Here is a 13,750-nt window from a genome sequence, read left to right as displayed (position 1 = left end):
CGTTTTACCACGACTTCTCGATGACCCGTCAGACGGAGGGCGGCCCCGTCCCGAGGCAGGCGGAAGGACCGTGCCGACGTCAGGGGCGCCGTGGCGGGGCGATGGAGCCTCGCTCACGCAACGGCATGGCGACGAGCTGCTCCTGCTGCTGCGAGGCAGCCCACTCCTCGCTCAGCCCGAGGACGGACTCGACGGCGATGCGACCCATGTCGAAGTAGGGCAGGGCGACCGACGTCAGCTGTGGCCGCAGCCACCGCGCGAGCTCGGAGTCGTCGAAGGACACCACGGAGACGTCCTCGGGGACGTGCAGGCCCGCGTCGGCGAGTGCCTGGTACGCCCCGAAGGCGACGCGGTCGTTGAGACAGATCAGGGCCCGGGGGACCTCCCCCGAGGCGAGGTGCGTGCTGACGGCGTCGTACGCCGACTCCGGCCACCACGTGCACTCGATCGTTCCCTCGAGCTCGACGCCTGCCTCGCCGAGGGCAGCCGCCACTCCGCGGCGCCTCTCCCTGGCGGGGCGCACTGCTTCGGCCACCTCGCCGACCAGGTAGATGCCGCGCCGGTGGCCGGCTCGGAGCAGTGCGTTCGCGGCGTCACGTCCGCCGGCGAGCTCGTCGGCGAGGATGGCGGGCAGCGCGTGGGAGGACGTGCAGTTGAGCAGCACGGTCCGCCCGTGACGGATCCCGGGAAGCCCGATGCGGTCGCTGGTGATCGTGGCGAGGATGATGCCGTCCACCTGGCGGGACAGCAGGTCCCCGACGAGCCGGCGCTCCACCTCCGGGTCGTCCTGGGACTCGACCACGATCAGCAGGTGGTCGAGCTCGAGGGCGGTCACCAACGCCCCGCGGACCAGGTCGCCGCCGTAGTTGTCGGTGACGATCTGGTCGGAGATCAACCCGATCGTGTTCGTGACCTGCGTTCGCAGGCTGCGGGCCGCTGCGTTGGGGCGGTAGCCCATCTCCCGCGCGGCGCGCAGGACGCGATCGCGGGTGTCGACCGAGATGCCGGTGCCTGGGCGCTCGTTGAGGACGAACGAGACCGTCGTCGTGGACACCCCGGCACGTTCGGCCACGTCCCTGAGTCGGACTCGGGGGAGTCGGTCCCTCGTCATCACCACCCCGATCTCGCCACCGTGCAGCTCGTGTCGCTGCACCCAGCCCTGCTGGGCAGCCTCTCATGCGAGCAACGAGGGCGGGCGTCACTCCACCAGCCAGCGCCCCAGCAGCGTCCCGTCCTGCTCCAGCAGCAGGGCGGGACGCAGCGCGACCTCGACCTCCGCGCCGGTGGCGATGCGTACGGCGTCGCCACCGGTGAGGGCCGGCACGATCGTCCAGCACAGCTCGTCGACGACCCCGGCCGCCAGCAGGTCGGCGAAGAGCGACGGCCCGCCCTCGCACAGCTGCTCGGTCCACCCACGCTCGACCAGGGCGGACTTGAGGGCGACGAGGTCGATCTCGTCCTCACCGAGCGCCATGACGTTGTCCTCGCCGAGCGCCTCGCGCGCGGCGGTCAGCCCGTCGGAGGACGCCACCGTCGCCATCAGGATCCGCCCGCGGGGAGCCCCGCGCAGCGTGGGCGGGACGTCGGCGGACCTGGTGACGACGACCAACGGGATCGGCGGCACGTCGTAGCCCTCGTCGCGCAGCGTCCCGGCGCCCACCACGAGGCAGTGCGCCCGCCGCCGCAGGGCGTCGAAGACCCGCTTGTCGGCGTCGTTGTTGATGCTCTTGCTCACCCCGTCCGAACCCTGCGCTGCCCCGTCCACCGTGCTGACGAAGTTGACCCGCAGCCACGGCTCGCGCTCCGGCGTGTACGCCGCCGCCAGCTCGTCGTCGGACAGGTCGGCCAGGCGCTGCAGCTCGAGGTCGCTCACGCCCTTCATCCTGCCCCTTACGCTGGCGAACGTGATCACCCTTGCGGACCTCGCCGCCCTCCACCAGGCGTACGCGGACGACCTCGCGGCACCGGTCGAGCCCGTGGTGCTCGACGGGCCCCGTGGGCCGGTCACCATCGGCGACGGACCGGTGGCCCTGATGGGCTGCATCAACCTCTCCCGCGACTCGACCTACCGCGAGAGCGTCGCGACCAGTCCGGCCGACGCCGTACGCATGGGGCGGATCCAGGCAGCCCAGGGTGCCGCCCTCATCGACCTCGGCGCGGAGTCGAGCAACGCCCGCGCCGCCCGGGTCGCCGCCGACGACCAGGTCGCGACGCTGGTGCCCGCGGTGAAGCAGCTTGCGGCGGAGGCCGTGGTGTCCGTCGAGACGTACGAGCCGGAGGTGGTGCGCGCCTGCCTCGACGCCGGCGCACGGGTCCTCAACATGACGGGCCGCCTGCACGAGGAGGAGATGCTCGCGCTCGCCGCCGAGTACGACGCGGCCGTGGTGATGTGCTTCGGGGTGACGTCCAACGTGCGCGAGATCGCCGACGTCCCGCCCGACGCCGACCCGATGCCGGTCCTGCTCGACCACTTCGCGCCACGCATCGCCCACGCCCGCTCGCTCGGGGTCGACAAGATCGTCGTCGATCCCGGGATGGGCTTCTACTACGGCAACCTCGTCGACCCGATGACCCGCGCGCGCCACCAGGTGCGCGTCCTCTCGCAGACCTTCCGACTGCGGCCGCTCGGCGTACCCGTCTGCAACGCCGTCCCCCACAGCTTCGACATCTTCGGCGACGAGTTCCGCAAGGCGGAAGGGTTCTACGCCGTCTTCGCCACCCTCGGCGGCACCCACCTGGTCCGGACGCACGAGGTGGCGCACCTGCGCTCCGTGCTCCGCGGGCTCGAGGAGCTGGAGGTCCGCTGACCAACGTAGGCAGTTGGCCCGCCGCTCCCCCGAGCTGAGCCTGGACGGATCACCACGTCCGTCGAACTGCCTGCTGGAGTCGGAGGTCGACGACGTCCTGGAGGGCCTGTCGACAGTAGTCCGGATCGAGCATGACCTCCTTCCAGGTGAACCTCACGACCACCAGGCCACGCCGCGCACAGGCGGTGTAGCGCCTCACGTCCTTCTCGAGCGACTTCGCGTCGCTGTGGAACTCGTACGACTCGCACTCGACCACGATCCCCAGCGAGATGTCGCAGAGGTCCACCCGACCTACGCCCTGGAGCCACACCTGTGGCTCCACGCGCAGACCACGCACGTCGGCCGCGATCGCGCGGGCACACGACTCGAAGGGGTTGGCCGCTCGACCGTCAGCCGCTCGTACGACCCGCAGTGCCTTGGCCCGCCCCGTCCGCGGGCTGGCCTCCGCCGCGGCCAACAGCTGGCTCGGGGTCACGGCCCTCGGGCGGCCACTTGACCTTCCAGCCGTGGTCGATGGCGGCGCTCAGGTGGGAGACGGTCGCCGCGTGGGACTGGGCGACGGACCTGACCTCGGCCAGGTCGCCCAGCGCGTACGTGCCCCGACGCAGCCTGGTGATGGTCCCCGCAGCAAGCTCGGCGTCGACCTGCGCGCGCGTGACCAGGCAGCCGATCTCGCTCCAGCGTGCGACACCGCCGAAGATGCCGATGACGTACGACGGTGTCATCCCGCCAGCCTGTCCCAGCCGCCGGGCCGTCGCATCCCGTGATCCACAGGCCACCAACGAAGGCAGTTCGAGGCGGATCAGAGCACGCCGAGCGTACGGACGCAGCCAGCAGCGCCCAACTGCCTACGTTCGTCAGCCGGCGAACCCCTGCGGGTTCTGGGACTGCCAGCGCCACGTGTCAGCGGCCATCTCGTCGACCGACCTCTTGGTGCGCCAGCCGAGCTCGCGGTTGGCCTTGCTCGGGTCGGCGTACGACGTGGCGACGTCGCCGGGCCGGCGGGCGACGACCTCGTAGGGGAGCTCCCGGCCGACCGCGCGCTCGAAGGCGTGCAGCAGCTCGAGGACGCTCGTGCCGTGGCCCGAGCCGAGGTTCCACACGTTGACGGGATCAGACGTGGTGGTCAGCGCCTCGAGGGCGGCCACGTGACCGGCCGCGAGGTCCTCGACGTGGATGTAGTCGCGCACGCCGGTGCCGTCGGGGGTGTCGTAGTCGTCGCCGAACACCTGGAGCTTCTCGCGCTTGCCGACCGCGACCTGCGCGATGAATGGCATGAGGTTGTTGGGGATGCCCGAAGGATCCTCGCCGATGGTGCCGGACGCGTGGGCCCCGACGGGGTTGAAGTAGCGCAGCAGCGCGAAGCGCATCTGCGGCGCGGCGGCGGCGACGTCGCGCAGGATCTGCTCCTGCATCACCTTCGTCCAGCCGTAGGGGTTGGTGGCGAAGGTCGGGCGGTCCTCCGTGGCGCCGGCCTGGTCCGTGCCGTACACGGTCGCGCTCGAGGAGAAGACGAGCTTGTCGACGTTGTTCTTCTGCATCGCACGCACCAGCGAGAAGGTGGAGCCGAGGTTGTTCTCGTAGTAGTCCAGCGGCTTGGCGACGCTCTCCCCCACGGCCTTGTATCCGGCGAAGTGGATCACCGCGTCGAAGTCCTCGGCAGCGAAGAGGTGCTCGGTCTTGTCGTAGTCGCAGAGGTCGAAGGCGTGCAGCGTCAGCGCGGTTCCCGTGAGTGCCTCCATCCGCCCCAGGACGGTCGGGTGGGCGTTGCTGAAGTTGTCGACGATGACCACGTCATGACCGGCGGCGACGAGCTGGACGACGGTGTGCGAGCCGATGTAGCCGGCGCCGCCGCTGACGAGGATCTTCATGAGCCACACCCTAACGATGCGCCGCCCTGACAGACTGGGCCGCATGCCCAGCGCACTCATCACCGGGATCACCGGCCAGGACGGCCTCTACCTCGCCGAGCTGCTGCTCGAGAAGGGGTACGGCGTCCACGGTCTGATCCGCGGCCAGAACAACCCACGCCGCGAGCTGGTGTCGACGCTCGTCCCCGACGTGCAGCTGCACAACGGCGACCTGACCGACCTCTCCAGCCTGATGCGGGCGATGCGCGACTCCGACCCCGACGAGGTCTACAACCTCGGCGCCATCTCGTTCGTCGCCTACTCCTGGGAGAACGCGTTCGTCACCAGCGACGTGACCGGCATGGGCGTGCTCAACATGCTCGAGGCCGTACGCCTCCACGCGGGCGACGACCCGGGTGCGATCCGCTTCTACCAGGCGTCGAGCTCGGAGATGTTCGGCAAGGTGCAGGAGGTGCCGCAGTCGGAGAGCACCCTGCTGTGGCCGCGCTCGCCGTACGGCGTGAGCAAGGTCTACGGCCACTACATGACGATCAACTACCGCGAGTCCTACGGTATGCACGCCTCGTCGGGCATCCTGTTCAACCACGAGTCGCCGCGCCGTGGGCCGGAGTTCGTCACCCGCAAGATCAGCCAGGCCGTCGCCCGCATCCACCTGGGCCGGCAGGACTCGATGGCGCTCGGCAACCTCGACGCGCGGCGCGACTGGGGCTACGCCGGCGACTACGTCGAGGCGATGTGGCGCATGCTCCAGCAGGACGAGGCCGACGACTACGTGATCGCCACCGGCGAGACCTGGTCGATCCGCGACTTCCTCGACCTCGCCTTCGCCCACGTCGGCATCGACGACTGGGGCCGGCACGTCACGCAGGACCCGCGCTTCATGCGCCCGGCCGAGGTCGAGCTGCTCATCGGTGACGCGTCGAAGGCGCGCGACAAGCTCGGCTGGAAGCCGACCGTCTCCTTCGCCGAGCTGGTCGCGATGATGGTCGACGCCGACATCGCCGCCGCCAAGGCGGGCTGGTGACCGCAGCCGCGTTCATCACCGGCATCGGCGGACAGGACGGCACCTACCTCGCCGAGCGCCTGGTGGGCGAGGGGCTGGAGGTCCACGCCCTCGTGCTGGAGGCCGACGGCCACCCCGAGCACTGCCCAGCCGAGGTCGTGCTGCACACCGGTGACCTCGCCGACGTCGAGACCATCCGGCGACTCCTCACCGAGATCACGCCGCAGGAGGTCTACAACCTCGCCGCGATCAGCTCGGTCGCCCAGTCCTGGGACGAGCCCGACCGCACCTCCCTCGTCAACGGCCACGCAGCCGTCGCGCTGATGGAGTCGGCGCGACGGCTCGGGGGCGTACGCCTCGTGCAGGCCTCGAGCGCGGAGATCTTCGGCGAGGCGCAGGAGGCCCCACAGGACGAGGTGACCCCTATCGCGCCGGTGAACCCGTACGGCGCGGCGAAGGCGTTCGCCCACCTGTCCGCGCGCGTCTTCCGCCAGCGCGACCTGCACGCGTCGAGCATGGTCCTCTACAACCACGAGTCCCCGCGCCGGCACCCGCGGTTCGTGACCCGCAAGATCACCAGTGGCGTGGCGGCGATCGCGCGCGGCGACGCCGACGAGCTGGTCCTCGGCAACCTCGACGCCCGCCGCGACTGGGGGTGGGCCCCCGACTACGTCGACGCGATGGTCCGCGCCGCGCGAGCCGACGAGCCGGGCGACTACGTCGTGGCCACCGGGGCCGCCCACTCGGTGCGCGACTTCGTGGCGGCCGCGTTCGCCGCGGCCGGGATCGTCGACTGGGAGGGGCTCGTGCGCCAGGACGCGGCGTTCTTCCGCCCCGCCGACCCGACCGAGCTGGTCGGCGACGCGACCCGCGCGCGTGAGGAGCTGGGGTGGGCGCCGACCGTCGACTTCGCCGAGATCGTGCGGCGGATGGTGGCCGCGGACCTCTAGCCGTGCTGGAGCAGCCCGATCAGGTACTCGCCGTAGCCGCTCTTGCGCAGCGGCTCGGCCCGCTCCACGAGCTCGTCGTCGCTCATCCAACCCATCCGCCAGGCGACCTCCTCCGGCGCGCCGACCTTGAAGCCCTGGCGGCCCTCGATGGTGCGCACGAAGTTGGACGCGTCGTTGAGCGAGTCGAAGGTGCCGGTGTCGAGCCAGGCGGTGCCGCGCGGCAGGACCTCGACGTGGAGGCGACCCCCCTCGAGGTAGCGGCGGTTGAGGTCGGTGATCTCGAGCTCACCGCGCGCGGACGGCTGGAGCTCGGAGGCGTACTGCACCACGTCGTTGTCGTAGAAGTAGAGCCCCGGCACGGCGAAGTCGCTCTTGGGATGCTCCGGCTTCTCCTCCAGCGACAGCGCGCGGCCCTGGTCGTCGAACTCCACGACGCCGTACGCACGGGGGTCGGCGACGTGGTAGCCGAAGACGGCGGCACCGTCGAGCTCGGAGAACCGCAGCAGCTGCTGGCCGAGGCCGGAACCGTAGAAGATGTTGTCGCCGAGGACGAGCGCCGAGCGCTGGTCGCCGATGTGGTCGGCGCCGATGATGAACGCCTGCGCCAGCCCGTCGGGCGAGGGCTGGACCGCGAAGGTGATGTCGATGCCGAACTGCGAGCCGTCGCCGAGCAGCCGGTGGAACCCGTCGGCCTCGTGCGGGGTGGTGATGATCAGGACGTCCCGGATGCCCGCGAGCATCAGCGTGGAGAGCGGGTAGTAGATCATCGGCTTGTCGTACACCGGGACCAGCTGCTTGCTGATGCCCTGCGTGATCGGGTGCAGTCGGGAGCCGGTGCCACCGGCCAGGATGATTCCGCGCATGGATGCACCCTAGGGCGTCCGGCGTCACAGCCGTTCGGGCCCGCCGGTCGGCCCCGTTTGGCACCATGTGCGCATGCCGTCCTCCCGTCGCACGTCCTCGCGACGCGTGGTCCGGCCCGCGACGGTCATCGGCGGCCTGTTCCTGCTCCTCGTCGGTCTGGCCCTGCTGGCGATCCCGTTCCTCGAGGCGCCGGGCCACGCGGAGGGGGCGCGGACCGAGCTCGAGGCGGCGCGCGACTCGCTGTCGGCGGGTGACGTCGACGCGGCCGAGGCGTCCGTGCAGAGCGCCCGCCGGCACGCCGACCAGGTGCAGGACGCGATGCAGGGGTTCGGCGGCGACGTGTGGAGCCTGATCCCCGTCGTCGGCGAGCCCGTCTCGGACGTACGCCACCTGGGCAACGCGCTCGACCACCTGACGACGGCGGCCGAGGTCGCCGTGCAGGCGTGGCCGGCGGTCAACGGGGACGAGGCCACCCTGTTCGCCGACCGGGGCGTGGACCTGCCCACCCTCGAGACGCTGGTCGGGGCGGTCGACGAGGCCAGCACCGCGCTGGACGCTGCCCAGCTCGAGCTGGGCGAGGTGCGCGACTCCTCCCTCGTGGTCGGCACCCGCCTCGGCGACGCGCGCGACGAGGCGACCGACGTCCTCAGCCCGGTCGCCGCCACCGCCCGGCGGGCGAAGGCGATCACCGACGTGCTGCCCGACCTCTTCGGCGCGCGGGGCGAGCGCACCTACCTGCTGGCGCTGCTCAACCCCAGCGAGCAGCGCTTCTCCGGCGGTGCACCGCTGACCGTGGTGCCGATGGAGGTCACCGACGGGCGGCTCAGCATGGGTGAGGCACGCGACACCACCGACCCCGAGCTGTTCCGGGTGGGTCGCTGGGAGAGGGTCGACGGCAACCCGTTCCACAACGGCAAGCTGCGCCTGTCGACCTCGACCTACGCGCCGGACTGGTCGGTGTCGGGCGAGGAGCTCCTCCGCGGCTGGGAGCGCCGGACCGACCAGGAGGTCGACGGCCTCGTGGTCGTCGACATCGTGGCGCTGGCCGACATGCTGCGGATCACCGGTCCCGTCGAGACCGAGGGCTACGGGACCCTCGACGCGGGCAACTTCACCGCGACGCTCATCGGCGACTACGACAGGTACCCCGACAACGCCGCCCGCAAGGACCTCAACCGGGCGATCGTCCCGCTGTTCGCCGAGCGGCTCCTCGACCCCGGCGACGGACTCGAGAAGATCGAGTCGCTGCGCACCTCCGCCCGGGCGCGGCACTTCGCCATGTGGATGCGCGACCCGGACCTCCAGTCCGCCGTCGCCGACATCGGGCTCGCCGGCGAGCTGTCCGACACGCGCCACGACTACCTCGCGGTCTTCAACCAGAACACCAACCGCAGCAAGGCCGACTTCTGGCAGCAGCGGACCGTGGCCAGCGAGGTCCGGCTGCGCGAGGACGGCTCCGCGCAGGTCCGGCTCACCATCTCGGTCCACAACGACTCGCCGCCCTACGTCCAGCCGTTCCCCGACCCCCGCGACGGCACGTACGTCACCAAGTGGAACGGCATGACCCTCGGCGTCTTCCTGCCCGAGGGCGCCGAGCTCACCGGCGCCACCGCCGCCGGGACGCCTCAGGGCACCCGTCTCTTCGACTACTACGGCCGCCCCTACAAGCTGTTGCGCCTCACGCTCTCGCCCGGCACGACCCGCGAGGCGGTGCTGGAGTACGACGTCCCGGCCGCCGCGGTCGCGCCCGGCGACGGCACCCTCACCTACCGGCTCGACGTCACGCCCCAGGGCCTGGTGGTGCCGCAGGCGGTGACCGTGGACGTGCGCTGGCCCGAGGGCTACGAGGTGGGCGACCTGCCCGAGGGCTGGACGCGTACGGGTCCGGGACGAGCGGCGTACGCCGATCCCGGCCTGGTCACCCAGCCCAGCTTCAGCATCACCGGGTCGGCCACCGCTCCGTAGCACCGACGCGGCGCCCTAGACTCCCCGCCATGGAACGCCTTCTTGTGACCGGGGGCGCGGGGTTCATCGGGTCGAACTTCGTGCACCACCTCGTCGACCACACCGACCTGAACATCACGGTGCTCGACAAGCTGACCTACGCCGCCTCCCAGGAGTCCCTGGCCGGGCTGCCCGAGGACCGCGTGCAGCTCGTCGTCGGCGACATCGCCGACGAGGACGTCGTCGAGCCCCTGGTGGCGGCCCACGACGCGGTGGTCCACTACGCGGCCGAGTCGCACAACGACAACTCCCTCAACGACCCGAGCCCGTTCATCCGCACCAACATCCTCGGGACGTACACGATCCTCGAGGCCGTGCGGAAGCACGACAAGCGCCTGCACCACGTCTCGACCGACGAGGTCTACGGCGACCTCGAGCTCGACGACCCCAAGCGCTTCACCGAGGACACCCCCTACAACCCGTCCTCGCCCTACTCCGCCTCGAAGGCCGGCTCCGACCACCTGGTGCGCGCCTGGGTCCGCAGCTTCGGTGTGCGGGCCACCGTGTCCAACTGCTCGAACAACTACGGGCCCTGGCAGCACATCGAGAAGTTCATCCCGCGCCAGATCACCAACGTCATCGACGGCATCCGCCCCAAGCTCTACGGCTCCGGCGAGAACGTCCGCGACTGGATCCACGCCGACGACCACTCCTCGGCCGTGCTCACCATCCTGGAGAAGGGCCGCATCGGCGAGACCTACCTCATCGGCGCCGACGGCGAGAAGAACAACCTCGAGGTCGTCCGCCTGATCCTCACCCTCATGGGCAAGGACGCCGACGACTTCGACCACGTCAACGACCGCGCCGGCCACGACCTGCGCTACGCCATCGAGTCCGGCAAGCTCCGCCAGGAGCTCGGCTGGCAGCCGCAGTTCCAGGACTTCGAGTCCGGCCTGGCCAACACCATCGAGTGGTACCAGACCCACGAGGACTGGTGGCGCCCCCACAAGGACGCGACCGAGGCGAAGTACGCGGAGAAGGGCCAGTGAGCCTGCCCGCACTGGAGACCACCCCGATCCCCGGCCTCGTCGTCGTCCGACTGGACCGTCGCGACGACGACCGCGGGTTCTTCAAGGAGAACTGGCAGCGCGAGAAGATGCTCGCCATCGGGCTGCCCGACTTCGGCCCGGTGCAGAACAATGTCTCCTTCAACGCCGATCGCGGCGTCACCCGGGGCATCCACACCGAGCCCTGGGACAAGTTCGTCTCGCTGGCCACCGGCCGGATCTTCGGTGCGTGGGTGGACATGCGCGAGGGCGAGAGCTTCGGCGCGACCTTCACGCTCGAGATGGACACCTCCGTGGCGGTGTTCGTCCCGCGCGGCGTCGGCAACAGCTACCAGACGCTCGAGGACGCCACCTCCTACACCTACCTGGTCAACGAGCACTGGCGCCCCGGCATCGCCTACCCTGCGCTCGCGCTCGACGATCCGTCCGCGGCGATCGCCTGGCCGATCCCGCTGGCCGAGGCGATCATCAGCGAGAAGGACCAGAACAACCCCACGCTCGACCCCGCCACCGCGATCGCCCCCAAGAAGACGCTGGTCGTCGGCGCCTTGGGTCAGCTCGGCCGGGCGCTGCACGGCGCCTACCCCGGCGCCGACCGGGTCGACCTGATCGAGGGCGAAGGCGTGACCGCTCTCGACCTCACCGACGCCGAGGCCGTCGCCGCCTGGCCCTGGCACGAGTACGCCGTGGTGCTCAACGCGGCCGCCTACACCGCCGTCGACGCGGCCGAGACGGCCGAGGGCCGGATCGCTGCCTGGGGCGCCAACGCCATCGGCCCCGCGACGCTCGCCCGTCTCGCCCGCGAACACCACTTCACGCTCGTGCACGTGTCGTCCGAGTACGTCTTCGACGGCACCGCCCCGCTCGACCCCGGCCACACCGAGGACGAGCCGCTCTCTCCGCTCGGCGTGTACGCCCAGAGCAAGGCCGCCGGCGACATCGCGGTCGGCCTCGCCCCGCGCCACTACCTGCTCCGCACCTCGTGGGTCATCGGGGACGGCAAGAACTTCGTCCGCACCATGCAGTCCCTCGCCGACAAGGGCGTCTCGCCGAGCGTCGTCGAGGACCAGGTCGGCCGGCTCACCTTCACCGATGAGCTCGTGCGCGCCATCCGGCACCTGCTCGACAGAGAAGCCCCCTACGGCACCTACAACCTCTCCAACGGTGGCCCGGCCATGTCGTGGCGCGAGATCGCTCAGGCCGTCTTCGAGCGCTCCGGTCGCAGCGCGGACGACGTCTCCGGCACGACCACGGCGGCGTACGCCGAGGGGGTGCTGGCGCAGGGCAACCCGTTCGCGCCGCGTCCGCTCAACTCGGCCATGTCGCTGGAGAAGATCAGGTCGACCGGGTTCGAGCCCGAGGACGCGATGGTCGCGCTCGACCGCTATCTCGCCTGACCCGCTGCGCACGTCCCCGAGCGGAGAGTGAATTTACGTGAATTCACTCTTGCCGGGGAGGCGGCCACCCCCTGTGGATGAGCCCAGCAGGACCGCGGTGCTTCTGATCTCCTGAACCCGTGGACCACGACCGGCGCTTCATCCCCACCACGGGCCCGATGTTCTCGCGCACCAGCCCCGCCAAGGCGGACCTGGCCACAGACCTCGCCATCCCACTCCTGGCACAGGGGGGCTGGTCGGCCCTCACGCTGCGCAAGATGGCGAAGGCGGGCAACGTGACTCCGCCGGCAATTGCCGCGTGGTTCCCGTCGGTCCACGAGATGCGCGCCGCGATCGCGCAGCGCTACGGAGAGCGGTGGCTGCGTGAGCGCGGCTACGTCGCGCGCAGGAGGTTGTGGTGGCCAGCCCTCGACGAGACGAGCGCCCTGCCGACGGTCGGGCTCCCCGATGGTGTGCTGCCGCGGGCGGCGCTCGCGCTGCTTCCGGCCACGTGGCTCGAGAAGGTCTTCGACGGCGTCTGGCTCACCGTCGTCGAGGCAGGTCGATGGGACGAGGAGATCGCTTCGTCCGTGGCTGCGGTCCTGGCCGCCGAGCGCGACCTGGTTGCCGAGCTGCTCGGCGGCGGGCCCGGCCTGGGCCAGGCTCCTCTGGAGCAGGACGTGGACCTGGTGCTCGCGACGGTCCGCGGGCTGCGTGCGTCCTGCGCCGGTCAGCGGGGCGAGGTCACCTCGGCGAGCGCGGGGCGTACGTCTGCGATGTAGACGAGCGAGGCGATGGTGAAGACCAGGTGGATGAGCCCCAGCGGGGACGAGCCGATCAGCAGCAGCTGCGCGGCGAAGCCGAGGCCGGTGATCGCGCACCACGCCTGCTTGGTCAGCTTGCCGGCGGCTTCGTACGCCTCGGCCGAGTAGGTGAGCGAGTTGACGAACGCGAACCCCTTGACCGCGAGCAGCACCACGAGCACGACGAACCACGTCGTGCTCTCGAAGGCATAGATGTTCACGAGCCAAGAGTAGGCGACGCGAGAAGGCCCCCGCCCTGACGGACGGGGGCCTTCCCACGGGACTCAGCTCAGAACAGCATCAGCTGGTCCTCGTCGACTGGTGCTCTTCAGTCGCCGACCTTCTCGGTGGCGTCGACGACGGCCTCGACCGCGCTGGTGGCGGTCTTCTTGGCCGCGGTCGCGGTGGCCTTCGCGCTGGCCTGCGCGGCGGTGGACTTCTTGGCGGCGCTCTTGCGGGCGGTGGTCGCGGAGGCCTTCTTGGCGGCAGCCTTCTGCGTGGCCTTCTTGGCGGTCGGCTTCGGCGTGGGGGCCACCTTGGTCGCGGCGGTCTTGTCCGCAGCCTCGACGTTGGCCTCGGCGGCCTTCTTGGCCTGGGTGGCGGTGGTCTTCGCCTTGGCGACGGTCGTCCGGGCCGACGACACGGTGGCCTTGGTCGACTCCTGGCGGCGGATGCGGCCCACGAGGGACTCGCCGCGCTTGACCAGGTCGGCGTAGGTGGCGTTGGCCGCGGCGACGTTCTCGTCGACGAGGGTGCTCACCTGGGTGGAGACCTTGGCGGGGTAGGCCTTCGCCTCAGCCTGGAGCTCGGAGACGCGGGCCTCGATGGCGGCGCGGCGGGCCTGGGCCTGCTTGCGGAGGGCCTGGGTGTCGGTGGCGGTCTTCTGCACGTCGTTGACGCGGGCGGTGACGTCCTTCTGGACAGCGGCGACGCGCTTCTGCACGTCCGCGACGGCCTCACGGACGGCCTCGACGGCGAGGTCGGTGACGCCGACGCCGGCGAGGACGGGCTTGAGGGCCTCGGTCTTGATGTCGAACTTGGCGGTGGCCATGGTGGTGCTCCTTC

At 70.8% G+C, this 13,750-nt stretch carries 15 protein-coding genes; 7 read left to right on the top strand and 8 right to left on the bottom strand.

Annotated elements, in window-relative coordinates; translation table 11 throughout:
* Positions 1-79 precede the first annotated feature (79 nt).
* Positions 80-1,072, bottom strand: a complete 993-nt coding sequence (locus tag EXE59_RS07015; RefSeq protein WP_210428908.1) for a LacI family DNA-binding transcriptional regulator — start codon at positions 1,070-1,072, stop codon at positions 80-82.
* Positions 1,073-1,198: 126 nt separating this feature from the next.
* Complete coding sequence (locus EXE59_RS07010) at positions 1,199-1,873, bottom strand: dihydrofolate reductase family protein (protein ID WP_246056581.1); 675 nt, start codon at positions 1,871-1,873, stop codon at positions 1,199-1,201.
* A 31-nt stretch (positions 1,874-1,904) separates the two neighbouring features.
* On the opposite strand from EXE59_RS07010, the gene EXE59_RS07005 reads away from it, so the two are divergent.
* Positions 1,905-2,807 (top strand): dihydropteroate synthase, encoded by a 903-nt coding sequence (locus EXE59_RS07005; protein WP_168218428.1) that lies wholly within the window; start codon positions 1,905-1,907, stop codon positions 2,805-2,807.
* Between the two features lie 49 nt (positions 2,808-2,856).
* Here the strand turns inward: EXE59_RS07005 and EXE59_RS07000 are convergent, their stop codons facing one another.
* The 3 genes from EXE59_RS07000 to galE form a co-directional block, all read right to left on the bottom strand.
* Positions 2,857-3,129, bottom strand: coding sequence for a PDDEXK family nuclease (locus tag EXE59_RS07000; protein WP_135838263.1), 273 nt, complete (start codon positions 3,127-3,129; stop codon positions 2,857-2,859).
* Positions 3,130-3,196: 67 nt separating this feature from the next.
* The gene (locus tag EXE59_RS06995; protein ID WP_135838262.1) at positions 3,197-3,532 is read right to left on the bottom strand and encodes a hypothetical protein; all 336 of its coding nucleotides are present in this window, start codon (positions 3,530-3,532) and stop codon (positions 3,197-3,199) included.
* Positions 3,533-3,664: 132 nt separating this feature from the next.
* Entirely contained in the window at positions 3,665-4,678 is a 1,014-nt protein-coding gene (gene galE, locus EXE59_RS06990; RefSeq protein WP_135838261.1) for a UDP-glucose 4-epimerase GalE, read from the bottom strand.
* A gap of 43 nt (positions 4,679-4,721) precedes the next feature.
* Here galE and gmd point away from each other — a divergent pair, with 43 nt between their 5' ends.
* Both gmd and EXE59_RS06980 read left to right on the top strand, forming a co-directional pair.
* Positions 4,722-5,702, top strand: a complete 981-nt coding sequence (gene gmd / locus EXE59_RS06985) for a GDP-mannose 4,6-dehydratase (protein WP_135838260.1) — start codon at positions 4,722-4,724, stop codon at positions 5,700-5,702.
* Complete coding sequence (locus EXE59_RS06980; protein ID WP_246056580.1) at positions 5,699-6,631, top strand: GDP-mannose 4,6-dehydratase; 933 nt, start codon at positions 5,699-5,701, stop codon at positions 6,629-6,631. The genes gmd and EXE59_RS06980 overlap by 4 nt, the downstream gene beginning before the upstream one ends.
* Here EXE59_RS06980 and rfbA read toward each other — a convergent pair.
* Positions 6,628-7,494 carry a glucose-1-phosphate thymidylyltransferase RfbA gene (gene rfbA, locus EXE59_RS06975; protein WP_135838258.1) on the bottom strand — a complete coding sequence of 289 codons (867 nt, stop codon included), beginning with the start codon at positions 7,492-7,494 and terminating at the stop codon, positions 6,628-6,630. The genes EXE59_RS06980 and rfbA overlap by 4 nt on opposite strands.
* 73 nt (positions 7,495-7,567) lie before the next feature.
* On the opposite strand from rfbA, the gene EXE59_RS06970 reads away from it, so the two are divergent.
* The 4 genes from EXE59_RS06970 (at position 7,568) to EXE59_RS06955 (ending at position 12,664) form a co-directional block, all read left to right on the top strand.
* Positions 7,568-9,460 (top strand): DUF4012 domain-containing protein, encoded by a 1,893-nt coding sequence (locus EXE59_RS06970; protein ID WP_135838257.1) that lies wholly within the window; start codon positions 7,568-7,570, stop codon positions 9,458-9,460.
* Positions 9,461-9,489: 29 nt separating this feature from the next.
* Complete coding sequence (gene rfbB, locus EXE59_RS06965) at positions 9,490-10,488, top strand: dTDP-glucose 4,6-dehydratase (RefSeq protein ID WP_135838256.1); 999 nt, start codon at positions 9,490-9,492, stop codon at positions 10,486-10,488.
* Complete coding sequence (locus tag EXE59_RS06960) at positions 10,485-11,903, top strand: sugar nucleotide-binding protein (protein WP_135838255.1); 1,419 nt, start codon at positions 10,485-10,487, stop codon at positions 11,901-11,903. The genes rfbB and EXE59_RS06960 overlap by 4 nt, the downstream gene beginning before the upstream one ends.
* A gap of 119 nt (positions 11,904-12,022) precedes the next feature.
* On the top strand, positions 12,023-12,664 hold the full coding sequence (locus EXE59_RS06955; protein WP_135838254.1) for a hypothetical protein: 642 nt from the start codon (positions 12,023-12,025) through the stop codon (positions 12,662-12,664).
* Here the strand turns inward: EXE59_RS06955 and EXE59_RS06950 are convergent.
* Both EXE59_RS06950 and EXE59_RS06945 read right to left on the bottom strand, forming a co-directional pair.
* Positions 12,613-12,906: a DUF2516 family protein gene (locus tag EXE59_RS06950; protein WP_135838253.1), complete on the bottom strand. Its 294-nt coding sequence runs from the start codon at positions 12,904-12,906 to the stop codon at positions 12,613-12,615. The two genes, EXE59_RS06955 and EXE59_RS06950, sit on opposite strands and share 52 nt — an antisense overlap.
* Positions 12,907-13,013: 107 nt before the next feature.
* Entirely contained in the window at positions 13,014-13,736 is a 723-nt protein-coding gene (locus EXE59_RS06945) for a hypothetical protein (RefSeq protein WP_135838252.1), read from the bottom strand.
* Positions 13,737-13,750: the final 14 nt, after the last annotated feature.

Origin of the sequence: Nocardioides eburneiflavus (genome assembly GCF_004785795.1) — a bacterium.
In the GTDB taxonomy this organism is placed as follows: Bacteria; Actinomycetota; Actinomycetes; order Propionibacteriales; family Nocardioidaceae; genus Nocardioides; species Nocardioides eburneiflavus.
Note: the sequence above shows the minus strand (reverse complement) of the source record. Positions and strands in the feature narration are given on the sequence as shown.